At 45.1% G+C, this 24,446-nt stretch carries 21 protein-coding genes, 1 pseudogene and 1 riboswitch; of the genes and pseudogenes, 6 read left to right on the plus strand and 16 right to left on the minus strand.

Going from position 1 to position 24,446, the window contains the following annotated elements; genetic code table 11:
* Positions 1-55: 55 nt before the first annotated feature.
* The gene (locus tag ELS82_RS08390) at positions 56-976 is read right to left on the minus strand and encodes an IS5 family transposase (protein WP_134835100.1); all 921 of its coding nucleotides are present in this window, start codon (positions 974-976) and stop codon (positions 56-58) included.
* A 346-nt stretch (positions 977-1,322) separates the two neighbouring features.
* Between ELS82_RS08390 and cobO the strand changes: the two genes are divergently transcribed.
* On the plus strand, positions 1,323-1,928 hold the full coding sequence (gene cobO, locus ELS82_RS08395) for a cob(I)yrinic acid a,c-diamide adenosyltransferase (protein ID WP_134835101.1): 606 nt from the start codon (positions 1,323-1,325) through the stop codon (positions 1,926-1,928).
* A gap of 62 nt (positions 1,929-1,990) precedes the next feature.
* Here cobO and ELS82_RS08400 read toward each other — a convergent pair whose 3' ends face one another.
* The 4 genes from ELS82_RS08400 to apbC all read right to left on the minus strand — a co-directional run bounded on the left by ELS82_RS08400 (position 1,991) and on the right by apbC (position 8,097).
* The gene (locus ELS82_RS08400) at positions 1,991-3,382 is read right to left on the minus strand and encodes a methyl-accepting chemotaxis protein (protein WP_244230769.1); all 1,392 of its coding nucleotides are present in this window, start codon (positions 3,380-3,382) and stop codon (positions 1,991-1,993) included.
* Between the two features lie 448 nt (positions 3,383-3,830).
* Positions 3,831-5,984 (minus strand): AsmA family protein, encoded by a 2,154-nt coding sequence (locus ELS82_RS08405; RefSeq protein WP_134835103.1) that lies wholly within the window; start codon positions 5,982-5,984, stop codon positions 3,831-3,833.
* A gap of 150 nt (positions 5,985-6,134) precedes the next feature.
* Entirely contained in the window at positions 6,135-6,776 is a 642-nt protein-coding gene (gene udk, locus ELS82_RS08410) for a uridine kinase (protein WP_134835104.1), read from the minus strand.
* Positions 6,777-7,023: 247 nt separating this feature from the next.
* Positions 7,024-8,097 carry an iron-sulfur cluster carrier protein ApbC gene (apbC, locus tag ELS82_RS08415; RefSeq protein WP_134835105.1) on the minus strand — a complete coding sequence of 358 codons (1,074 nt, stop codon included), beginning with the start codon at positions 8,095-8,097 and terminating at the stop codon, positions 7,024-7,026.
* Between the two features lie 157 nt (positions 8,098-8,254).
* Between apbC and metG the strand changes: the two genes are divergently transcribed.
* The 3 genes from metG to ELS82_RS08430 all read left to right on the plus strand — a co-directional run bounded on the left by metG (position 8,255) and on the right by ELS82_RS08430 (position 11,938).
* Complete coding sequence (metG, locus tag ELS82_RS08420) at positions 8,255-10,315, plus strand: methionine--tRNA ligase (RefSeq protein ID WP_134835106.1); 2,061 nt, start codon at positions 8,255-8,257, stop codon at positions 10,313-10,315.
* A 212-nt stretch (positions 10,316-10,527) separates the two neighbouring features.
* Entirely contained in the window at positions 10,528-11,340 is an 813-nt protein-coding gene (locus ELS82_RS08425) for a hypothetical protein (protein WP_134835107.1), read from the plus strand.
* A gap of 118 nt (positions 11,341-11,458) precedes the next feature.
* Positions 11,459-11,938 carry a YehS family protein gene (locus tag ELS82_RS08430; protein ID WP_134835108.1) on the plus strand — a complete coding sequence of 160 codons (480 nt, stop codon included), beginning with the start codon at positions 11,459-11,461 and terminating at the stop codon, positions 11,936-11,938.
* A 98-nt stretch (positions 11,939-12,036) separates the two neighbouring features.
* Here the strand turns inward: ELS82_RS08430 and udp are convergent, their stop codons facing one another.
* The 4 genes from udp to ELS82_RS08450 all read right to left on the minus strand — a co-directional run bounded on the left by udp (position 12,037) and on the right by ELS82_RS08450 (position 17,381).
* The gene (gene udp, locus ELS82_RS08435) at positions 12,037-12,795 is read right to left on the minus strand and encodes a uridine phosphorylase (protein WP_134835109.1); all 759 of its coding nucleotides are present in this window, start codon (positions 12,793-12,795) and stop codon (positions 12,037-12,039) included.
* Positions 12,796-13,057: 262 nt separating this feature from the next.
* Entirely contained in the window at positions 13,058-15,367 is a 2,310-nt protein-coding gene (locus ELS82_RS08440; RefSeq protein WP_134835110.1) for a zinc/cadmium/mercury/lead-transporting ATPase, read from the minus strand.
* A gap of 57 nt (positions 15,368-15,424) precedes the next feature.
* A complete protein-coding gene (locus ELS82_RS08445; protein ID WP_134835111.1) occupies positions 15,425-16,891 on the minus strand; it encodes an MATE family efflux transporter in 1,467 nt (488 codons plus the stop codon).
* Positions 16,892-16,964: 73 nt separating this feature from the next.
* Positions 16,965-17,381 (minus strand): CBS domain-containing protein, encoded by a 417-nt coding sequence (locus tag ELS82_RS08450; protein ID WP_134835112.1) that lies wholly within the window; start codon positions 17,379-17,381, stop codon positions 16,965-16,967.
* A gap of 302 nt (positions 17,382-17,683) precedes the next feature.
* On the opposite strand from ELS82_RS08450, the pseudogene ELS82_RS08455 reads away from it, so the two are divergent.
* A pseudogene (locus tag ELS82_RS08455) lies at positions 17,684-18,681 on the plus strand (sensor domain-containing diguanylate cyclase).
* A 22-nt stretch (positions 18,682-18,703) separates the two neighbouring features.
* Here ELS82_RS08455 and moaE read toward each other — a convergent pair.
* The 5 genes from moaE to moaA form a co-directional block, all read right to left on the minus strand.
* Positions 18,704-19,159, minus strand: a complete 456-nt coding sequence (moaE, locus tag ELS82_RS08460; protein WP_134835183.1) for a molybdopterin synthase catalytic subunit MoaE — start codon at positions 19,157-19,159, stop codon at positions 18,704-18,706.
* 2 nt (positions 19,160-19,161) lie between these two features.
* Complete coding sequence (gene moaD, locus ELS82_RS08465; RefSeq protein WP_134835113.1) at positions 19,162-19,407, minus strand: molybdopterin synthase sulfur carrier subunit; 246 nt, start codon at positions 19,405-19,407, stop codon at positions 19,162-19,164.
* Positions 19,404-19,883 (minus strand): cyclic pyranopterin monophosphate synthase MoaC, encoded by a 480-nt coding sequence (gene moaC, locus ELS82_RS08470; protein ID WP_004414902.1) that lies wholly within the window; start codon positions 19,881-19,883, stop codon positions 19,404-19,406. Before moaC ends, moaD begins: the two co-directional genes overlap by 4 nt.
* A gap of 15 nt (positions 19,884-19,898) precedes the next feature.
* Complete coding sequence (gene moaB / locus ELS82_RS08475) at positions 19,899-20,411, minus strand: molybdenum cofactor biosynthesis protein B (RefSeq protein WP_004414904.1); 513 nt, start codon at positions 20,409-20,411, stop codon at positions 19,899-19,901.
* A 77-nt stretch (positions 20,412-20,488) separates the two neighbouring features.
* On the minus strand, positions 20,489-21,478 hold the full coding sequence (gene moaA / locus ELS82_RS08480) for a GTP 3',8-cyclase MoaA (RefSeq protein WP_134835114.1): 990 nt from the start codon (positions 21,476-21,478) through the stop codon (positions 20,489-20,491).
* Positions 21,467-21,603, minus strand: a riboswitch (molybdenum cofactor riboswitch). It overlaps the preceding gene by 12 nt.
* Positions 21,604-21,771: 168 nt before the next feature.
* Here moaA and ELS82_RS08485 point away from each other — a divergent pair.
* Positions 21,772-22,659 carry a YvcK family protein gene (locus ELS82_RS08485; protein WP_134835115.1) on the plus strand — a complete coding sequence of 296 codons (888 nt, stop codon included), beginning with the start codon at positions 21,772-21,774 and terminating at the stop codon, positions 22,657-22,659.
* Here the strand turns inward: ELS82_RS08485 and luxU are convergent.
* Positions 22,648-22,986 carry a quorum-sensing phosphorelay protein LuxU gene (gene luxU / locus ELS82_RS08490; RefSeq protein ID WP_134835116.1) on the minus strand — a complete coding sequence of 113 codons (339 nt, stop codon included), beginning with the start codon at positions 22,984-22,986 and terminating at the stop codon, positions 22,648-22,650. The two genes, ELS82_RS08485 and luxU, sit on opposite strands and share 12 nt — an antisense overlap.
* Complete coding sequence (luxO, locus tag ELS82_RS08495) at positions 22,986-24,380, minus strand: quorum-sensing sigma-54 dependent transcriptional regulator LuxO (protein WP_134835117.1); 1,395 nt, start codon at positions 24,378-24,380, stop codon at positions 22,986-22,988. Before luxO ends, luxU begins: the two co-directional genes overlap by 1 nt.
* Positions 24,381-24,446: the final 66 nt, after the last annotated feature.

The following is a 24,446-nucleotide window of genomic DNA, read 5'->3' on the forward strand; positions in this document are numbered from 1 at the left end:
AGGCTTTGTTTCCTTACTCGGTTTTAGTTAAAAACGCGCCTAAAATGACTAGTTGTTAGGCTATTACTACTGTTTTAGGCATACCTAACCCTGTCAGCTTATTTAACGCTTTTATCATGGCGTAAGTCTCACCAACCTGCGCATTGTAACTTCTTAAACTTAATGTACCGCTGAGCAGTTTCTTCACACGGAACATCGTCGTCTCTGAGAGCGAACGTTTATGGTAGCCGTACTTCTTTTTCCAATGCTTATTTGAACCATATAGCTTCTGACAGCCGACCGCTAGATTGCGGGGATGACCTTGCTCCCAGAAGGCTGCGCCTTCCCTCGGAGGAATAAGCGGAATAGCATTTTTGACGCGAATAGCTTCGTAGCACAACCTTGTGTCGTAAGCACCATCGCCAGATATCTCATTGATTCTTCGGCGAGTCTGTTTGAGTAAGTTTGGAAGTGCTTCTCCGTCGCTTACATTCGATAAACTTAATTCAGCGGCAATGATTTCATGCGTGTTTGTATCGACCGCTAAATGTAGCTTTCTCCAGACTCGACGCTTCCCATCAGTGCCATGCTTTTTGACTTTCCATTCGCCTTCGCCGTAGACCTTCAGACCAGTCGCATCAATGGCTAAATGCTGGATAGCTCCTTTAGTTTTTGGCTTGAACGCGACGTTGACCGTTTTGGCTCGCTTGCTAATGCATGAATAATGAGGGCATGACAATGGCAGTTGAGCAAGCTTGAAAACAGAATTGATGAATCCTTGCAGGCCTCTCAACGGCATTGAAAATACCCGTTTGACCATAAGAGCCGTCGTAATGGCTAAGTCACTAAACAAACGAGGTCTGCCACGGTTACCTTGCTTGACCTGTTTCCAGTGTTGGATTGCCTCTTCATCAATCCAAAACGTCAATGAACCACGATTGATTAAAGCTTGGTTATATTGCTTCCAGTTAGTTGTTTTGTAGCGAGGCTTGGCCATTGATCTAAGTATTTGAGTGAACTTAGCTGATCAGATCGTCGGTTAATGAGTTAGTTCCCTGATTTAGGAAACAAAGCCCCTTTTCTAGCAAAAACATATGCAACCAGCGACGAGATAATTAGACACCAATAAGCAATTTGATAAAAACTGAGGCATTGATAGGTCGAGTCCATCGACTCATATTGAGCTAAGCTATAAGCACCGTGTCAAATTGGTAACTAGTGTGATTATATTTAACTTCTGCTAAACGAGAGACAGTCACTTGAGTCCCTGAATTATCAATGGTTTTTCTTCACTAACCATTGCTCTATCATAAAGAAAATCTAACGTGTAAAAAGGAATTCCCATGTCTGTAGAAGACGATAAGCAAGCGCGTCACAAAGCGAGACAGCAAAAAGTCAAAGAACAAGTCGATGCTAGAGTGGCTGCTGCTCAAGAAGAGAAAGGGTTACTGCTGATCATCACTGGTAATGGCAAAGGCAAATCTACCTCTGGGTTTGGCACGGTAGCACGCGCCGTCGGCCATGATAAGAAAGCAGCCGTTGCACAGTTCATTAAAGGCACCTGGGCCAACGGGGAGCGAAACCTACTCGAAAAGCTTGGGGTCGAGTTTCACGTTATGGCCACGGGGTTTACTTGGGAAACTCAAAACAAAGCCGCGGATACTGAAGCTGCACAAATAGTTTGGCAAGAGTGTAAGCGCCTACTTACTGATGAGTCCATTGACGTAGTGCTGTTTGATGAACTGACCTATATGGTGAGCTATGGCTATATCGATCTTGATGAGGTCGTAGAAGCATTAAACAACCGCCCTAAGATGCAATCTGTGATTATTACTGGTCGCGGTGCTCATCGCACATTAATTGAAATGGCCGACACTGTCTCTGAAGTGAAAAATGTGAAACATGCTTTTGAGTCTGGAGTGAAAGCGCTGCAAGGTGTGGATTGGTAGCAATAACCTCACAACTATATAGTAGCTGGCAGCAAAGATAAGCTGCTGCCAGCTTTCTTAAATCAAGAGATATAACGACTCAGAAGCTCTTTTTGCCTTTCTGACATAACGGCAAGCTCATCTGAAGCCTCAAAGCAGTGACCAATACTCTCCGTATTGTCGGTAACAATTTCCGACACTTGAACAATGCTTCTAGAAACAGAATCTGTGACATCCGCCTGCTCTGAAGAAGCGGCAAAAACTAAGGAATTTTGCTCCGAGATCTTTTGCACCGCCAAAGTAATCTCATTAAATGCACCTAGAACATGCTGAGAGGATTCCTGACTACCCTTAATCAAATTAACGTTATGAAGCGTCAAATCACTCACAATGGAAGCTTGTTCTTGTAGCGCCTCAATCACATTCTGTATTTCAGCGGTCGAATCTTGAGTTTGAACAGCAAGTCCCCTAACTTCGTCTGCGACAACGGCAAAGCCTCTACCTTGCTCCCCTGCTCTTGCCGCTTCTATAGCAGCGTTTAGAGCGAGCAAATTAGTTTGATCGGAAATGTTATTAATCACCTCAATGACACGGCCGATATCTGAAGAGTGACCTTTTAACTCTCCAATCATTTCAGCTGAGCGATTAATTGATTTTGCGACTTCTTCACTACTTCTTTGCGCATCATCAATGTGCTTTTGACCAATTGAAACGAATTCAAGTGCAGAGTCAGACGCTTTTTCTGCCGCGGCAGCATTGGCGTTGACCTCTTTTGCTGTACTCGATAGTTCAGTCACAGCCACACTTATTTGAGCAAACTGCTCCTTTTCCAAATGTGAACTTTCCCTTGATTGATGCATGATAGAATTTAGCTCTGTTGCCGCTGCTGCAACCCCATCAATGTTGACGTTGACTTGCTCAATAATGTGCCCGATAGACTCCCCTAGGCCATTAATCGAGCTCGATAAACTGCCTAGTTCATTCTTCCCTACATATTGATATCTTACGCTAAAGTCACCGTTCGCCATTTCATTCAGCTTCATAGCTACGTCATTGATTGGTCTAGCAATAGTGCTTGCTACATAAGTAATGAACAACAGGGATACCAATGAAATGATGGCTAATTCGATGAGGCTGTGAATCGCGACTTGATCAGCATGAGCTTGGGTTTGGCGGAAGTCCTCACGAATACTTGAATTGATTTCATCAGAAAACTCAGCCAAAGATTGGATTAGCTTTGACGCTAGTTCGTCAGATTCCTTTAAAAAGCCAGCATACTCTTCACTGTATGCAGAATACTTGTTTTTGACCTCAGGGAGATTTCGCACATGATGATAATAATTTTTATAATTCTCTAGTCGCAACTGGGTAGCACTTTTACCATCATCGATAAAGTTTCTTTCAATGCTTTGATACCAAGAGTCTAAAGCACTGATAAACGTCCCATCTAAGCCTTCTCGACCAGCCGCTTTCAAGAACAATAATCTTATTTCATACGTCGACTGTATTTCATTGTCATAAACTGAATTAATCTTGCTGAGAGACGAACTACTGTAGCTATTCAGATTAGTAATATCGCTATTCAGGACGTTCAAGTTGTAGATATTAACAATGGTAAATAGTACTACCATTGACAAAAATGAGAGCAGTAGCTTTGTTTTAATTCGGAGCCGAGATAGGAATTTAACCATACGTCTTTTGTCTCAATATACGTTAATGAATTTAAGACAAAATTACACAAACTTAACAACACTGTATGTAGGTTTATTCTCTCGGGAGTAGGATAAGGGAGTAAGGATTGAGGCAATATAGCAGTCTAAGGCAATGACAGAATAGCGTTGAAAATCAAAGCACTAAGTTAACAGTTTTATCCAATTAAGAAATCCGAGCAAACATTGCGTTCGCTCGGATTTTGTACAGATTTTAGTTAAAAAGTCCTTTCAGTAAACCGTCAACGGCTTTCTTGGTCTCTTCATCTTTAATCTTGTCTGTCAGCTTCTCTACACCACGGTCGATTTCTTTCTGAGCTTTTTGCTTAAGCACATCATCAAACACAAGTTTGAACTTAGGCTCTGCCCATTTACCCGACACATTGATTGGAATTGTGACATCTTTTAGCTCATCGATATCTTTACCGCCTTGCCCTTCTAGCGTACCAACAATAGACGTGCTGACCGTGAAGTCGACCGTCTGATTAAGGTAGTTCGCCGCACCGTTACCACGAATTCTCAGTAATGGAGACTGCATAGTCAGGTCGTTGGTCGATACATTGCCTTTGTTCAGCTTCAGGGTTGCTTTCATCGCGCTGAAGTCCGTTTTCTGAACTTCACCTTTCGACTCTACTTTTTGGCCCTTAATCTTGGCGTAATTTTCACGGATCAACTGCGCCACGTTGATGCCATGAACCGCACCGTCTTCGAAGTTAATCGCAATCGTGCCAACCAAGTTCTTCTGAATACCTGTTGGCGTTAAGCTGCTGCCTTTAACATCAACATTAATATTACCGGTACCTTCTAGCATATCGTTATTCGCCACATCTTGAAGCAGCGGTAACACCTTAACGCCTTTGATGCGCTTTTTCGCCGTGTAAGAAGCTGGAGACTTACGCGCATCAAGTCGTGCAGTGGCACTGATCGAACCTTGGTACAGGTTAGAGGTGAAGGATTTCAGCTCTGCAATACCGCGATTCACTGAGAAGCTTGCCTTAACATTTTGCATCTTAGCGTTATTCGCTTTGAACTTATCAATAGTGATATCGCCCATTACATCTAACGTTTTCAGTGCAGATAGGTCTGGTTCAACTTCTTGAGCTGGCTTTTTAGGTGATGTCTTGGCCGTTTTAGACTCACTGTTAGCAGGGGCCGCTTCCGAGTTAGTTTCACTTGCCTTACTTTCTTGAGCCTGACCTAAGCCAAGGAACTCATCCAAATCAATATTTGGGCTGTGCAGTGAGAAACGAACTTTCGGGATGTCTGCCAAAGTAATGTCTGCTTTACCATCAAACGCCAATGCATTTGCTGTTAGCTTTTCTAGCACAAAGCTTAAATGGTTTTTGGTCAAATCAAATGAAAGATCCGACGCCATATCCACTTTCATTGGTGATTGCGGCAGCGAGTCACCTTTGAATGTCGCGTCCAGTGTCAGTTGGTTCATCACAACTTTGCTGATCGCTTGATCAACCGTCAGTGACGCTGCACCTTTCATATCGATATCTAAACCCGCAGCTTGACCCACCACTGAGTATGTCAATGCGTTGGCTTTATCAAACTCAAACGTTTCTAAGCCAATTTTTGCACTGTCGATCTGAGTAGCAGGATCGCTGAAGCTGGCATCTAAGTTGATATTGCGTAGAGCATATTGTTGGAAACCTTTCGCTAGCTTAAATTCAGCATCGCCACTAGCAGCAAATTTCTGCTTGTTCGCTTCGCCTTTCGCCGCGAAATCCACTTTGGTCCAGGTGTCCACTGCAAACTCAGAAAGATTCAGTGAGACATCATAGAGCTTAGTGAATGTGCCAGCCTGCTTATCTTGGATTTCAACCGATGCGTTAGATACCGTCACACCGGCTAGATTGATTGTCCACGCAGAAGCACCGCTTTGTTCTGTTGGTGTTGACTCTGCCGGCTTTGAATCTGATGTTGTCGCAGCTGGCGCAGATTCAGTCGCGGTCGCTTGAGCAGTTTGTGCTTGCGTCAACGCATCAATGTTCTTAGAGCCATCTTTCAATGTTTCTAACGAGAAAGCCGCGCCATCTAAGGTGATATTGCCGATTTCTAGTTGTTGGCTGAATAATGGCATCACAGAAACATCGATGCCAACCGTGTCCACTTTGAACATGTTTAGTTGCTCAAAGCCTTGCGGGTTACGCAGCTCTGTTTGGCCGAGCTCAAAACCAATTGATGGGAAAAATTGCCAGCTAATATCACCTTCAATCACAAGATCTAACCCAGTATGGGTTTTCGCTTGCTCGACAATAAGCGGCTTAAACTGGTTAGGGTTAACCAGTACAACGAGCGCAATTATAGCGCCCAAAATTGCAACCACAGGAATTGCAATAAACAGGAACAGTTTCTTCATCAGCATTATCCTTGCTAAACGAGTCTTACCAAACAGGCAACAACCCCAAGTATAAGTCTTCAAAAAGAATATTTGAGACCATAAAAAGAAAGTGGCACTTAAAGTGCCACTTATCTCATAAAAAATAAAGCCTGATTGCTTATCAAATGATTAAGCTTTCAGAAGTTTTGCAATGTGCGCTTTTAGTACATCGATAGCGATACGGTTTTTACCACCACGCGGTACGATAATGTCTGCGTATTGTTTCGATGGCTCGATGAACTGCATAAACATTGGACGAACCGTCTCTTGGTACTGCTTTAGAACTGAGTCCATAGTACGACCACGTTCTTCTACATCACGCTTAACGCGGCGTAATAGACAGATATCAAGTGGTGTATCCATAAATACCGTCGCATGCATTAGGTCACGCAGACGTGGGTCAGTCAGAAGTAGGATACCTTCAAGGATGATAACCTTCTTCGGCGTCATCGGCGTAGTATTGTCTGTACGAGTATGATCTGTGTAGCTGTACTCAGGAACTTCTACCGCTTCACCTTTGACTAGCTTTTCTAGATGCTCACACAGTAAGTCGTGATCAAGCGCGCTCGGGTGGTCATAGTTGGTTTTAACACGCTCTTCCATGCTTAGGTGGCTTTGATCGTTGTAGTAGCAATCTTCCGTAATCACACCAATTTGATGATCGCCCACTTTCTCACGTAATTCGTTATAGATAGTGCTCGCGATTAAACTTTTTCCAGAAGCAGACGCGCCAGCAATACCGACGATGACGCATTGATTATTATCAGACATTATTCTTGCACCCGATGATTTAGATTGGTGTCTTATGCTAATACTAGCAGTGCCAGTATGGACAAGCCCTAGGTATGAGCATAATTTTGGATAAACCGCCTGATTATAGGGAGTTAAGACCTTTGTTGCTAGCAAGGATTGTGAAGAAATAAGTAAATAGAATAAAAGCCACTCACGCAATCGATTACACAGAATAAAAACAAAAAGAGCGCTCATTGGCGCTCTTTATTAGTGGATAAAAAATCCGCTATTCGACCATGGTAAACATAATGTTTTCAGGCTTAGTCTTGCCTCGCCAATATAAACGAGAGCTTACTGCTTCTGCCATTGCCATATATTGCTGCGCATGTTCAGACTCAGGGCGAGCTGCCACTGTCGGCTTGCCATTGTCGATATCTTCACGCATTTGAATATGCAGTGGAATTTGCGCTAACAAATCTAGGCCATACTCGCTCGCCATTTGTTCAGCCCCACCAGCGCCAAAGATGTGCTCTTTCTCGCCGCAGTGACTACAAATGTGGTAGCTCATGTTTTCAACCACACCGACAACCGGCACATCCACTTTGCCAAACATAGCGGCGCCCTTACGCGCATCAGCCAATGCTAAGTCCTGCGGTGTCGTAACAATCACAGCGCCTGTCACTGGCACTTGCTGAGAAAGAGTCAACTGAATATCGCCGGTACCCGGCGGCATATCAATCACCAAGTAATCCAGTTCTGGCCATTCAGTTTCATTCAATAGCTGAGATAAAGCTTTTGCTGCCATAGGACCGCGCCAGATCGCCGCTTCATCTTTAGAAACTAAGTAGCCAATTGAGTGAGTGTAGATACCGTGGGCAGCAATAGGCTGCATCCACTTATTGTCACGCACTTCCGGTCTAGCCTCAGTCTGACCAATCATCAAAGGAACCGAAGGACCATAGATGTCAGCATCTAGCAGGCCAACTTTAGCACCAGACTGAGCAAGCGCCAGTGCTAAGTTCACCGACGTAGTCGACTTACCTACCCCGCCTTTCGCTGACGTCACCGCAATAACGTTTTTAACCCCTTTAATCTCATGGGCAACATGAGTTTCTAAAGGCTTAGGTGAAACATTGATTGAATAATCAAACTGAGCGACCTCTGCTGAAGCTTGTCGGCTCGCTATCCACTCATTAAGCCCAACAACTAAATCATTGGCTGCAAAAGGAATATCAATAGTGAAACCTTGTGGCTTTACTGAAACGATATTGGCTGAAGAGGCCCATTCCGAAATAAGAGATGGGTGCTCAAATTGGTTCAACCAATCACAGAAATCTTGCTTTGAAGTGAACTGACGCATAGGTCCTCCTTATGCATCTAATCGTAACACTCCACCAGCCGATACTGAACCCTGAAAAAACTAAGGTAATCCAGTCGTTCCGACCTTGGAGTCACTGGTGGGATAAGGTAGTATTACTCTCTATTTTTTTATACATCATTAGAAGCGAATATTAAGTATGGCGACTGATCCAAGAAAACTACTGGTCACTTGTGCCCTTCCGTACGCTAACGGTTCGATTCACCTAGGTCATATGCTTGAACATATTCAAGCGGATATCTGGGTTCGCTACCAACGCCTACGTGGCAACACTGTAAACTTCATCTGTGCTGACGATGCTCACGGCACGCCAATCATGCTAAAAGCACAACAGATGGGTATTACGCCAGAAGAGATGATCGCTGCAGTAAGTGAAGAGCACCAAAAAGACTTCGCTGGCTTCGATATTAGCTTTGATAACTACCACAGCACACACTCTGAAGAGAACCGTGAGCTGGCTTCGCACATCTACCTAGAGCTTAAGAAAAACGGTTTCATTTCTAGCCGTACTATTTCTCAGCTATTTGACCCTGAGAAAGAGATGTTCCTACCGGATCGTTTCGTAAAAGGTACCTGTCCTAAGTGTAAGTCAGAAGACCAATACGGTGATAACTGTGATAACTGTGGTGAAACGTATAGCCCAACTGAACTGATCGATCCTAAATCAGCAGTATCTGGCGCGACACCAGTCATGAAAGATTCAGAGCACTTCTTCTTCGACCTGCCGCAGTTTGAAAGCATGCTACAAGAGTGGACTCGCTCTGGCTCACTTCAATCTGAAACTGCGAACAAGATGCAAGAGTGGTTCGAGTCTGGTCTACAGCAGTGGGATATCTCGCGTGATGCACCTTACTTCGGTTTCGAAATCCCAGGTGAAAAAGACAAATTCTTCTACGTATGGCTAGACGCACCGGTTGGCTACATGGCTTCATTCAAGAACCTATGTAACAAGACTGAAGGTCTAGACTTTGATGAGTATTGGAAGAAAGACAGCACAACTGAGCTTTACCACTTCATCGGTAAAGACATTGTCTACTTCCACTCTCTATTCTGGCCTGCAATGCTAGAAGGCAGCGGTTTCCGCAAGCCAAACAACGTATTCGTACACGGTTACGTAACGGTAAACGGTGCGAAGATGTCTAAGTCTAAAGGCACATTCATCAAAGCAGCGACGTACCTAGATCACCTAGATCCAGAATGTCTACGTTACTACTACGCAGCTAAACTAAACAGCCGCATTGATGACCTAGACCTTAACCTTGAAGACTTCACTCAGCGCGTTAACGCTGATGTAGTAAACAAGATCGTTAACCTAGCATCTCGTAACGCTGGCTTCATCACTAAGCGTTTTGAAGGCAAACTATCTGCTAACTTCGCAGAAGCTGAGCTATACAATGAGTTCGCTGCAGCAGCTGATCGTATCGCACAGCTATACGAGACTCGTGAATTTGGTCGTGCAATCCGTGAAATCACGGCACTAGCAGACAAAGCAAACCAATACGTTGATGAGAAAGCACCGTGGGTTGTGGCGAAAGAAGAAGGTAAAGACCAAGAACTACAAGACATCTGTTCTGTTGGTATCAACCTATTCCGCGTTCTGATGACTTACCTGAAGCCGGTAATGCCAGAGCTTGCTGCACGTACTGAAGCGTTCCTAAACGAAGAGCTAACTTGGGAAGGCATCGCTGCACCACTAACGGATCACGAAATCACTAAGTTCAAAGCATTGTTCAACCGCATCGATCCTAAGAAGGTTGAAGCGATGATCGAAGCTTCTAAAGAAGACGCAGCAGCAGAAGTTGCAGCAAAAGAAGCGGCAGAAGCAGCTAAGAACAAAGCAAGCCAAACTGAGCTAGACAAAGATCCAATCGCAGACGAGATTGAATTTGATGCTTTCGCTGCAGTAGATATGCGTATCGCACGTATCATCTCTTGTGAAGAAGTGCCAAAAGCAAACAAACTGCTTAAGTTCCAACTAGACATCGGCGGTGAAACTCGTCAGGTATTCTCTGGCATTAAGTCAGCGTACAAACCTGAAGAGCTAGAAGGCAAGCTAACAGTAATGGTAGCTAACCTAAAACCTCGTAAGATGAAGTTCGGCATGTCTGAAGGCATGATCCTAGCCGCTGGCCCTGGTGGCAGCGACCTATGGATTCTTGAGCCGCACGAAGGCGCTCAGCCTGGTATGCGTGTAATGTAAACCTTAACGCATTAGCAAAAAGCCTCGCTCATTGAGCGGGGCTTTTTTATATATTTTAATCACTTAGCTTTCACTACTATGGGGACCAATTGCACCAACTAAGGACAAGACGATTACCAACAAACACTCAACTCATTGAAATATAAAGAAACTTAACCATGGCACCAAACATGCCTACCACTTTATAGGTAAAACATATAAAGGAGTTGGCTATGTTTGTATTACTTTCATTACTTTGTTCATGTGCCGTCTTGGCTTTTCTATTTCATTATTCGAAAAAGCGCCAAGTCATACTACAGCGCAAATTCGACACTCTCGTTCAACTGCGAACCCTACTTCGTTTGTGTCGAGAGCACCGAAAGCTCAGCCACCATGCACTCAGCGCGGCAATAACCGATAAATCTCTGCACAGTACCAATACACTCTATGCCGAGATCATCGATTGCTCAAATAACCTTATTGCTACCGCCCCGTTTGACAATAAGCCCATGTATCGAATCTACCAGTTAAAACTTAAAGCAATGCATGATGACTGGCATACGCGCTCTGTCTCGCGCAATCAAATTATTCATGGTAAAGCGATTCGTCATGCGATGTTCTTGATGGATGAAATCGCCTTAGCTTGGCTCATCGAATCAGAGCGTGAAGACCTCAGCGATGAGTACCACTTAAACTGGCAACAAATACTTGAAAGCATGGAAGTGCTGACTCAACTTCGACTGTGCATTCCAGACAGTGAGAGTCCAGACGGGTTCATGCGACTTAAATACTACTGTGACAAAACACGAAGAAAGCTCAACCAACTGTCATTAATTAGTCCGCTTTCGGTCGCCTCACCAGCCAGTATTGACTCAATTCATCAGCTAAGCGAGATTTCTTCAGCGATGAGTCTACCGATCAGTACCGAAGAGATGTACAGCGTTACCAGTGATATTTCAGCGACCATCTCTCAGGTTTATGATCAGATGCTATCTGAAATGTCAGAGAGCCTATATCTTCCGCTCCCTTCAATCGCTTATTCATAATTTAGTCGTCATATGGGCACGGCATGTGCCCTTTTATTTCTATCGCTATACAAGCAACTCTGCTAAAGTCACGCCCAACTATATCTCGTCAGCGATGACTTACCACAAAGAGAATCTTGTGACTAATAACGAAATCTTACGCCGTATCCAGCATTCACTTAATTTGAAAAACACTCAAATAATGAAGGCTTTTGAGCAGGTAGATACCACGGTAGCACCTAACCAAGTCAACGACTGGCTAAAGGCAGACTCAGATAAGTCTATGACTAAGATGAAAGACAAAGAGCTTGCTCTATTCCTTAATGGTTTCATCAACCTAAAGCGCGGTAAGAAAGAAGGCGAGCAGCCAAAACCAGAGCAGACACTGACTAACAACATGATTTTCATGAAGCTACGCATTGCTCTGAATATGAAAGCAGAAGATGTGTTAGATGTTCTCGAAGTGGTTGGTGTTAGCCTGAGCAAATATGAAATCGGCGCTTATTTCCGCAAGCCAAACAATAAGAACTACAAAGCATGTGAAGATCAATTGCTATGTGATTTCTTAAGCGGCGTCCAGTTCACTGCTCGTCCTGACTCAGAAGAGTTTGTCGCTTAAGCGCTAACTCATCTGCCTAGATACAAAAAACCTCAATTGGTTCATTCCAATTGAGGTTTTTGTTTATCTGTAAGGGTGCTTATTACTCATCTGAGTATTTAAAGCATCTTGCGTGCAGCTTCTACTACAACTTTGATTGAACGAGCTTCTGTCTCTTTCAGTGTTGAGTGGTCTGGAATCTCTTTCTGCGTACGGTTGATGATTACACCAGCAACACAACCTGCTTTAAGACCAGAACTTGCACACATGGTAAGTAGTGTTGCAGATTCCATCTCAAAGTTAAGTACGCCCATGTCTTGCCATTCTTGCATAGAACCTTGGAAACGCTTAACAACACGGCCAGAGAACGTATCGTAACGCTCTTGACCTGGGTAGAAAGTATCACTTGAAGCAGTTACACCCATGTGTACTGTTGCGCCTGATTCTTCAACTGCCGCTTTCATCGCTGTTGCTACTTCAAAGTCCGCTACTGCTGGGAACTCCATTGGAGCAAAGTGTAGACTTGCGCCATCTAGACGCACAGAGCCCGTTGATACAATCATGTCACCCACGTTTACATGTGGTTGAATCGCACCAGTAGTACCAACGCGTAGGAAAGTACGAACACCAAGCTGAGCTAGTTCTTCAACTGCGATAGATGTTGATGGACCACCGATACCTGTTGAACAAACAACAACAGGCTTGCCGTCAAGCTCTGCACGGTAAAGTGTGTATTCACGGTGACTTGCTAGGAATACTGGGTTCTCCATTTCCTCTGCAATTTTTTGTACACGCGCTGGGTCACCTGGAATGATAGCCAGAGTTGCACCAGCAAGATCGTCTTGAGTAACACCAAGGTGGAATACAGCTTGAGACATAGGTCGCTCCTTATGATGGCAAGTCAGCCGATGAGTTAGGTCTGCTTGCTCTATAAATTTATCGGGTACAGGAGATACTCTAACTAACCACCGAACTCTTTGAAGTGACAACGATCACAAATAAGATCGCAACAAATAATTACATTGCACATAAAAACGGTTTACATCACACTTTGCCGTAACAAACACTCCTGATTGCATAAAAAAACAGCCCTTCCATCAAAGATGCAGGGCTGTTTCATTGAGAGCTCTCGCTATAGATTTAGGCTTGATCGAGTTTCGATTTGAACTTAAGTAGCCTTAAAGCATTCAGCGTTACAATGGCAGTCGCACCGCTGTCAGCCAGCACCGCAACCCAAAGGCCTGTAATACCCAATAAGCTTGTGACCAAAAAGACACCTTTTAAGCCAAGCGCAAGCGCGATATTTTGGCGAATGTTGTTGAGCGTCGCTCGTGATAGCTCAATCATCCCCGCAAGCTCTAGCAATCGGTTGTGAGTGATTGCCGCATCTGCGGTCTCAAGCGCAACATCGGTTCCGCCTCCCATCGCGATACCAATGCTCGATGCTTTCATTGCGGGCGCATCATTAATACCGTCGCCGACCATAGCAACATTGCCTTGAGCGGAAAGCTCCTCAACATAGGTCACTTTATCTTGCGGTAGCAGGCTCGCTTTAAAGTCAATATCAATCATTGAGCTGATAGCCTGTGCACTGCGCGGGTTATCACCTGTTAACATAATTGAATGAATACCTAGGCCTTTTAGGGCTTTAACTGCCTGAGCAGAGTCCTCGCGCAAAGTATCTTGCCATGCGATCAAACCAATCGGCGTGGTTTGGCTTTCAAGCGCCACGACAACGGTTTTGCCTTGGTGCTCCAGTTGCTCAATTTGATTTTTCAAAGACTCATCAAGGTCTATGGTCAACTTACTTGGTGCTGAAACTTGATATTCAACCCCTTCAACTAAGCCACGCACACCACTACCGACTAACGCCTGCTTGTCTTGAGCCTCAATAATCTCAATACCCAGCTGTTTGGCTTTATTTACTACCGATACCGCTAGAGGGTGACTCGAACCGACTTCAATCGCTGCGACTTTGGCTAACAGTGACTCTTTTTGCCAACCCGACAAAGCCACTACATCCGTCACTTCCGGCTTACCTTTGGTCAGTGTCCCGGTTTTATCAAAGGCAATGGTCTCAACATTACCGAGCTGCTCTAATGCCGCGCCACCTTTAATTAGGGCACCACGACGAGCGGCTGCCGCTAAGCCTGAGGTAATAGCCGCTGGTGTGGAGATCACCAGTGCACAAGGACACGCAATCAATAACAGTGCTAGACCACGATATACCCATGTTTCCCACGGCTGAGCAAACAGTAGTGGAGGCGTAATGATGACCAGTAGAGAAACCAACATCATCAGCGGCGTATACCAGCGACTAAATTTATCTAAGAATCGTTCTAATGGCGCTTTACGGGATTCTGCTTCTTCAATCAAATGCAGAATTCGGTCAATGGCATTTTCACCTTGCTTAGAAGTAATGGTAAAGCGCACCACTTTATCAACCGCTACCGCGCCAGCCATTACTGATTCGCCTTCGTAACGCTCGACAGGGATCGACTCTCCGGTTAAGGCACTTTCATCAAAGCTTGCTAATGCATCGGTTAACTTGCCATCTGCAGGTAAACGGGCGCCAGGAGAAACTTCAATCATGTCACCCGGTTGTAATTCACTCGCCGACACTTCAACGCGCTTTCCATCGACTATCTTGGTTGCCGTTTCAGGCACCAGTTCCATTAATGCTTGAACACCGCTACGCGCTCTTGATGCAGCAAAAGCTTCTAGTTGCTCACCAATCAAAAACAGTAGCAACACCATCGCCGCTTCAACCGTTTCGCCAAGATAAAGGGCACCAATGGCCGCAACACTCATCAAGGTTTCAATCGCAAACGGAGTACCTGAGCGCGCTAAACTGATCGCTTTTTTACCAATTGGATAAAGACCTGCTAAACAGGTAATGAAGAATAGCCATTCACTGACTTGAGGGAATGCAGGTTTCAAAGCTGCAGCAATAGCCATCGCTGAAGCAATCGCGATCACTTGACTGTTTTGTTTGATAACAGCCTTCCAGCCTTTAGGTTTTTCTTTTTGATTCGATTCGGCAGGATTCGCGAACGTAAAACCGGTATCTAGGATTGTTTGTTCAACCAACTGAGCAACGCCCGAGCTGTCTGATTTAATCACGAGCTTTTCTGTCGCAAACAGAACCTTCGCTTCTAAAACCCCTTCGACACGATTAACGGCAGTTTCTATTTTTCGGGCACAAGATGGACAGTCCATCCCGTTAACTTTCCAACTTTGGGTGAAGCGTGCGGAAGAGCTTCCGGACTCACCTTCTTCGTCAGTCGGATCCGCCCCACTGCTGCAACTGTTCGAGCTACAACAGCCTGATTCTGTTGTACTGACATCCGCCATTTGAATCGTAGCAATTTTTGGGCTTGAACATGAGCCTGCTTGGGAAGGATTTACCGCAATTTTCTCAGAGCGGCATGCTTGATGTTTTGTGCACATATGTTTATCTCCATTCATTGTACACATCAAGTTTAAACCTTAGAGTCTACTCCAAGGTCAAACTTTTTCTGCAATTTCTTCCGCTACCTCTGCGGTGGAAGCAACATCATCAATCAAAACCGCATCGTGGCTACAAAATGGCTGGCTATTAACACTGGTTATCGATGGATCAGCTTGCGCTTGCTCAGCACATGAACCTGCCATGAGATCAGAGATGTGCTTGCGCAAGACAATAATAGCAATGATACCAAACACCACGGTACCTAATGCTTGCCCATACAGCACACCTAACGCGCCAAACCACAGCGCGCCAAAATGAACGAACGGTAATGTCCCTAACGTCGCTTTACCCAGGTTAAGAGCTGTTGAATACAACGGCTTACCTAAATTATTGAACGAGGTGTTGGCAACAAACTGTGCACCGTTAAAGATGAAACTGATCGCCACATAAGTACAAAATGCCGCGACGATAATCTGAGCATCCCCTTGCAGACTGAACATACTCACAATTAAGTCTTGGGCAAAATAGAGAATGGCACATACCGCTAGGGTATACGCGGTTGTGACAATAAGTGAGTTGTTGAGTGTCTCTTTCACTCGGTCCATACGTTCAGCGCCATAGTTTTGGCCGATAATCGGACCAACCGCGCCCGACAACGCAAAGATAACCGCAAAACAAACCGGAGTTAATCGGCCAATCACTGCGAAGCCTGCGACATAGTTTTCGCCAAACTGGGCGATGGATGAGGTAACAATGGCGTTACCAATCGGCGTGGCGATATTGGTAATAATCGCAGGGACGGCAATCGCAAGAATCAGTCTTAAATTGCTTCGCCATACTGAGTAGTTAAAGCGAGCGACCAACTGATGCACTTTGATCAACGGATAAAGAGAGAAAAATAGTACCGTAAAACGCGCAAACACCGACGCTAACGCAGCGCCTTCAACGTTCCACCCAAAACCAAAGATAAAAATCGGATCAAGAATCGCGTTAACGATACCACCAGCGAGCGTTGCCCACATCGAACGCTTAGCATCCCCTGCAGCGCGAAGCCCAGCCCCCGCAGCCATCGCAACCGCAATCACTGGCGCACTTGGCAGGATAATTCTCAAATACGCTTCTGCGCGCTCTGCTGCAACGCCTTGCGCTCCGATGGCCTGTAACAGTTCAGGGATATAGGTAAACATGATACCCGACACCAAAATACTGATGGCCACGGCGGTAAACATGATACTCGTGGTGAGCTGTTTGGCATGCTGATGCTGCTTAGCCCCAATGGCTTTCGACACCAGGGCGCCCATCGCGATAGAGGTACCAATTGAAATTGAGGTAGAGAAGAAAACCAGTGTGCCCGCAAACCCGACAGCGGCGGCCAATTCAACTTGGCCCAACATACTAATGAACAGCATGTCGATTAAGTCAACGACAAACAAGGCCATCAGACCCACTGAGCCAGCCCCTGACATGACAAGGATATGTCGCATTGTAGAACCTTCTACAAATTTGGCACTTTGGTCTGACATCACACTCTCCTAGTTACGCAGAAAAAATAAGAGGTGCACTAGGGCACCTCTTATTGTCTATCTTATGATTACTTTACACCGGATGTTTAAAGCAGTCTTCGATATTTTTACCTATCGCACGTAAAACGTCGCGGCGCGTAATGATTCCGACTAACTTGCCTGCATCAATAACTGGATACACTTTCGGTCGCCCTACTTTCATCATATCTGCCAGTTCAATAATCGAAGTCTCTGATGTCACTGAGAGCACATCTTTGTGCATGCAGTCTGAAACAATGTGGGTGTCTTGACAGTAATAACTGACCTTAACCAATTTATCGAGCAAATCCTGACCAGATAAAAAGCCAATGACTTCTCGTTGTTCATTGATAACCGGACCACCCAAATATCTTGAGTTCATAACCTTATCTAAAGCGGCACTTAACGACATTTCAGGGGTAAATGTCACCGCTTGTAGTGTCATATAGTCTTTTACTTTTAATGATTCCATTGACGTCTCCTTAACGTGCCAGCCACGCTGCCTATATTGTAATTGTTGTCTAATTTCTTGATTTTACTAAATGGAAATCAACAATTTTTACAATAGGCAATCCCTATCACGTTCCGAAGCACCTTCCATTCTATCCAATTGAATGCCTCAAAAGCCCGTCAAACTGGAGGCTACAGCGGTAAATAGGCGCCCACATCTACTTTTCATCACTTTAAACATGGTTTTAAGCTCAAAGCGCTCTCTAACTCTCCACCTAGAGACTAAACTATATAAGGAGTGCGATGTAACCCAGAGGAGTACAGATGGTGAAATCCATTTTTTCAGCGGAAGTTACAAACAATCCGGACTTAATGCATGTGGTGTTTGAGGCAATGCCAGAGCCGACTTTTCTTATCGATAAGTCAGGAACCTATGTCGAAGCATGGGGCGGCCGAGACACCAAGCGCCACCATAATCCCTCCGCTTTGATTGGCCTCAATCAATACCAAGTACTCCCCGCTGATAAAGCAATCTGGTTTAGCCAAGTCATCGTCGATGTGATTGATAGCCAAACGGCGACAGAAATTGAATACAACTTAGACCCTAAAGATCTCCCCTGCTTCGAAGGTATCGAAGGCCCTACCGACACGCAGTACTTTAGCGCTCTGGTCATCCCTTTACCCGATACGTCACTCGTATTATGGACAGTGCGCAATATTACCGAATACAAGAAAACCTCGATAAGCTGGCGCAAAATCAGCTAGAGCTGGAAAAACTCACCTACATTGATCACTTAACCCAAGTCTACAACCGCTATGCATTGGATTCGCTGCTACCTGACGCGATTGAACTGGCTAAGCTCGAACTCTCTGGCGCTGCACTCTTAATGATCGATATCGACTGCTTTAAGCAATATAACGACAGCTACGGGCATATCAAAGGAGATCGAGTCCTCTCTTCGCTAGGTCAAACGATTAGAACTTGGGCTAAGCCGAGCGACCTATGCTTTCGCTATGGCGGCGATGAGTTTTTGGTATTTGTGCCCAATACCAATGATGGCGAGATCTTAACAAGAGCGCAAAAGCTGCAAACGGATGTGAAAAATCTGGCAATTCCACACAAATCTTCAACTGTCGGCAATATTTTCTCAGTCACCATAGGTATTCAACAATACAAGCTTATGCCTGAAGCAATGAAAGCCGATGACTTTATCGCCATTGCCGATAAAGCACTGTTCTTTGCTAAAGGTCAGCAACGCGGCTCAATTCATCAATTAAGCGGAAATGAAAAAAGCTCCCTATCACTAGGGAGCTTTAAGTAAAACAGAGTTAAGTGCTAAGGCGCTACTTTTGCCAGCGTTCAGCCGCTTTAGCGTCGGAGTCTCTTGAATCGACCCAGCGCGTTTCTTCAGTGGTGCGCTCTTTCTTCCAAAATGGGGCTTTGGTTTTCAAGTAGTCCATCACAAACTCACACGCTTCAAACGCTGTACCTCGGTGGGCGCTAGACACGCCAACAAACACGATTTGGTCACCAATGTCTAAATCACCAACACGATGAATCACTCGGATATTCAGTAACGGCCAACGCTTTTCTGCCTCGTCACAGATTTCTCCCAGAGCTTTCTCAGTCATTCCAGGATAATGTTCAAGTGACAGGCCAGTCACATTGTCACCTAGGTTCATGTCGCGAACTTTACCAACAAAAGTCACCACAGCACCGGCAGCCGTGCCTTGCGCTAACGCGTCATATTCCACGCCAACAGAAAAATCATCAAACTGTACAGAAACTCGATTGTCCATCATTAACCACCTGTTACTGGCGGGAAAAAGGCGACTTCATCACCAGCTTGAATTGGGTGCTCAAGAGGAACAATGGATTGGTTTACCGCAGCAAGCAACTTGCCTTGCTCTAAGGCGATATCCCATTTACCTTCTTGCTTAGCAAGGTGACTGCGAATCGCTTCTACCGTTTGAAAATCATCTTCTAGCTGAAGTTCATCGACACCCACTAGCTCGCGAGTTTGCGCAAAAAATAGTACTTTAATCATGCTTCCACCTTAAAGTGACCCGATTTTCCGCCCGTTTTCTCCAACAGTCGAACTTGGCCAATCACCATATCTTTCTGTACCGCTTTACACATATCGTAGATAGTCAGTGCAGCAACAGAAGCCGCAGTCAGCGCTTCCATCTCTACCCCTGTCTTACCTGCTAGCTTACACACAGATTCAATGCGAACCATGTTTTCAGCTTCGATCGCTTCAAGTTGAACTTCAACTTTTGATAGCAATAGTGGGTGGCAAAGAGGAATCAAATCCCAAGTTTTTTTCGCCGCTTGAATACCTGCAATACGTGCCGTTGCAAACACATCACCTTTATGGTGAGAGCCAGATACGATCAGTTGCAATGTTTCAGGAGCCATATGAACAAACGCTTCCGCGCGCGCTTCGCGCACAGTTTCTGCTTTCGCTGACACATCGACCATATTCGCCTCGCCAGAAGCATTGATATGAGTAAATTCGCTCATGGTTTGCTCCCGACGCTAAACAGATAAGTGAGGCATGAAGTTACATGGACGGTGGCTTGCATCTAGCTGCTGCTTGATGATCTTAGTCCAACCTGTACGACAAGCACCTGTAGAACCTGGCATTGCAAAAATAACCGTATGGTTAGCAAAACCTGCAATCGCGCGAGATTGAATGGTTGATGTACCAATCTCTTCGTAAGACACTTGGCGGAACAACTCACCAAAGCCTTCAACTTCTTTATCAAATAGTGGTTTTAGCGCTTCTGGAGTGCTGTCACGTGAAGTAAAACCAGTGCCGCCAGTAATCATGATTGCTTGAACGTTTTCGTCAGCAATCCACTGAGAAACAATCGCGCGAATCTTGTACATATCATCAATCACAATTTGCTTATCAACAACATTGTGGCCTGCTTCTTTCGCATTCTCGACTAGGTAGCCACCAGAGGTGTCATTCTCTTCTGTACGAGTATCTGAAACAGTTAGTACGGCAATATTAGCTGGTTGGAATTTGCTTTCTGCGTGACCCATTTGTTCACCTATTTTTCTTAAAGTAATGTTCGCTCTAAGCTCATGCTTAGTCGATAAATTGATATTGACTGGAAAGATCAGCCGCCAATAGAGGCTAAATGCGGCGTCATGCCTGAATTTCCATCATGAAGGAAATGGCTGACTGATTTAGTTTGCAACTGCTCTTGAATTCGCTTGATCAGCGCAGCTTCTTGAGAATCTTCTTGCAGTAAGTCTCTTAGCTCTACGCCGTGATCACCAAATAGACAAAGGTGAAGCTTACCAAGCGCAGAGACACGCAGGCGGTTACAGCTTTCACAGAAGTCTTTTTCGTAAGGCATAATCAGACCGATTTCACCTTGGTAATCAGGGTGGACAAAAACCTGCGCAGGTCCGTCATTGTGATCACGAACCTTCAATAGCCAACCGTTGGCAATAAGTTGATTACGAATCGCGACACCAGAGACATGGTGACGTTGGAATAACTCATCCATTTCACCAGTTTGCATCAGCTCGATAAAACGCAATTGGATTGGGCGGTCTTTAATCCAGTTTAGAAAGGCTGGCAATTCATGAGCATTTAAGTCTTTCATCAGTACAACATTGACTTTAACTTGCTCATAGCCCACTTCGAATGCACGGTCGATACCGCCCATTACTTGAGTGAACTTATTTTCGCCTGTGATTTGATGAAACATTCGAGGATCGAGGCTATCGACACTGACATTAATATGAGTCAGGCCAGCATCTTTCCAATCCGCGACTTGTTTCTCCATACGATAGCCATTGGTCGTGGTTGCCACTTTACGAATGCCCTTCGTTGAAGCGACTGTATGGATAATGTCATTGAAATCTTTGCGTAGACTCGGCTCACCACCAGTAATGCGCACCTTAGACGTCCCGCAATCTGCGAACGCTCTAACGACACGTTTAATCTCTGGTAGTGCTATAAAAGACGAGTTTTTTTGCCCCGAAGGTTTGTAACCATCGGGTAAACAATATGTGCATTTAAAGTTACAGACATCTGTAACAGAAAGTCGTAAGTAGTAAAACTTACGATGGAATCTATCTTCGAATTGTTGCGCCACGGAACACCTTTCCAAACACGGGAGGCAGAGTCATTTCCAACTTTGCCCTTGTGACAACATGTCACTGGCTCAGCACGCTTATTCATTGTGAACTTAGCTTATTGAGCTCGGAGTTATGGCAACTACCTCACGTACGGGTAGCAGCTAGCCTATAAAATACTTAATAATTGTGTGTGTTTCTACCTTTAAAGCCAAAAAATCCTGCTTACTGCTCATTTTACCTATTCTTGAGTAGGGGATATTAATGCAATAATCTAAATTGTAGTTGGTTATAAATAGAATAGAAGCTCAGCATGACAATTTACGCTAGCAAAAAAATCGTAGCTGTTGGTGGTGGCCACGGTCTTGGCCGTATGCTTGCCGCACTTAAAGAGTTTGGCTCCAATGCCACGGGGATTGTTGCAACCACGGATAATGGTGGTTCAACCGGTCGAATCCGCAATTGCCAAGGAGGCATTGCTTGGGGTGATACACGTAACTGTATCAATCAGCTTATCACTGATCCTTCCATCAGCTCGATGATGTTCGAGTACCGTTTCAAGGGCGCTGGTGAACTAGACGGCCATAACCTTGGTAACCTAATGCTGACAGCATTAGACAACCTTTCAGTAAGACCACTGGATGCAACCAACCTTATCCGCAATATGCTCAAGGTGGACGTCAATATCATCCCGATGTCTGAACATCCTTCAGACCTTAAAGCACTTTCGCCAGATGGACGTTGGGTCACTGGTGAAACCAGTGTCGATGAAATGCCAGATAAGCTGTTGAGACTCGACCTAGAGCCAGAAGTCCCAGCGACGAAAGAAGGCGTGATGGCGATTGAACAAGCGGATGCGATCATTTTAGGCCCAGGTAGCTTTTTAACTAGCATCATGCCACCGCTGCTCCTACCAGAAATCGGTAGAGCTATTTCTTGCAACACCAAAGCGCAACTGATCTTTGTCGAAAACCTATCGCCTGAATATGGGCCTGCGGGCAAAATGACCTTAAAGGAAAAGTTAGAGTGGTGTGAGCGTTCATGCCGTGGGCGCAAGATTGATGTTGTGCTTGGAGAGGAGCCTCACCCTGAGCTCTCTGAGTGGAACTGCGTTACTGTACCGCTTGCCTCACCTAACCGAGACTGGCGCCACGATCGCACAAAGCTTCAGCAAGCGGTTGAGTTTTTATTAACTGACTAATGCCTGATATCTCTGCTGAGTTTCTCTGAGCAGAGATATCATTTTCGCCACATCCTGCTCAATATTAAGCAAGGCACCTGACTTTGCCATGCTATCAATTTCAACCGAATACGCACACAGAGCTTCGGCACCAAAACTGGCGGCACTGCTTTTCAAAGCATGACAAATCTCTTTCATATAGGCGTCATGCTCACTTTGATCTTGCTGAGTTAGGTTGTCGATATACATCGCCAATTCGCCTAAGAATATATCAAGCAAAACCGGCACATTATCTGCTCCAATTTCACCCGCTAATCGATCAATCTTACTCTGATTTAAAATATCCACTATTGTACTTCCTTGGCGTTCCATGCCTGTAATTTTCTATAAATGGTCGATGGACTTACATCCAAATATCCTGCCGCTTTTGGAATATTGCCGTCACACGCTTTAATTGCCTGCTCGATAGCATTCTTTTCAGTTAGCCATAGCGGGAAAATATCTTGTACCGATACCGAATCTGGTTGCGGCAGCATCACTCGAATTTCATTGGCTGAAGGCTGATTTAATGGCGGTGGCAGCATCTCTAAATGAATTTCTCGGCCATTGTTCAACACAACCACATTACGCAGCACATTTTGTAACTGACGTACATTGCCCGGCCATTCATAGCGAGCGAAACGTTCAACCACTTCAGGGGCTAGTCGAATAAAGTCTTTCCCTTCTTCTTTCGACATGAAACCAAGCAGTGAGTAGGCAATTTCAATAATGTCATCACCACGTTCTCGAAGTGGTGGGAGGTGCAGCGGTATCACGTATAAGCGATAGTAGAGATCTTCCCTAAAGCGCCCTTCTTCTACCTCTTTCCATGGGTCTCTGTTGGTAGCACAAACAAAGCGCACATCCACGCTCTTCATTTTAGAAGAACCCACCTTCTGGAAGGTACCCGTTTGGATAAACCGCAAAAGCTTGGTTTGTAATTCTAGGTCCATTTCACACAGTTCGTCGAGAAACAGTGTGCCGCCATCAGCAAGTTCTGCCGCTCCCTGTCTGTCCGTCGCTGCGCCAGTAAACGCCCCTTTGACATGACCAAACAGCTCACTTTCAATCAGGTCTTTTGGAATGGCCGCACAGTTGATCGCGATAAACGGTTTATCGCCACGCTTACTCGTCGCATGAATCGCTTCTGCGCACACCTCTTTACCGGTACCACTTTCGCCAGTAATGAAAATACTCGCTTTACTGCTGGCAGCCGAGTCAATGGTTCGATACACCGCTTGCATTGTATGGCTACTACCGATAAAGCCTTGGTAACCTTGGCTACCGGGACTATCCGCATCATTCTTCAGCTTGTTCGCTTTGCGTAGCGCGTTATTGACGGTGACACGTAAGCGGTCTGCTTCACAAGGTTTGATCAAGAAATCCTGAGCGCCATGTCGCATCGCTTCAACAGCGGTATCAATAGAGCCGTGCGCCGTCATAAAGATAACGGGAACATCCGGGTTCTTTTCTTTCACCGCATGCAATACGTCCATCCCCGTCATATCAGGGAGACGTAAATCAAGCAGGATCAGATCTGGTGTTCTAAAATTGAGGCTATCAATCGCGTCACGTCCAGTGCCAACAATATTGATATCAATTTGAAGTGGTGTGAGATAAGAACGATACAAGGCCGCGACTGAAGCGGTGTCTTCTACCATTAATAAATATTTTGCGTTTTTCTTTTGCGTATTATGTTGCATAACCTAGCCAGGGTATTCTTCGCATTTTGTATAAATCATTGCATTAGGCTTTGCATTATGCAATTT

This window comes from Vibrio ouci, from assembly GCF_004551525.1.
Classification (GTDB): Bacteria; Pseudomonadota; Gammaproteobacteria; order Enterobacterales; family Vibrionaceae; genus Vibrio; species Vibrio ouci.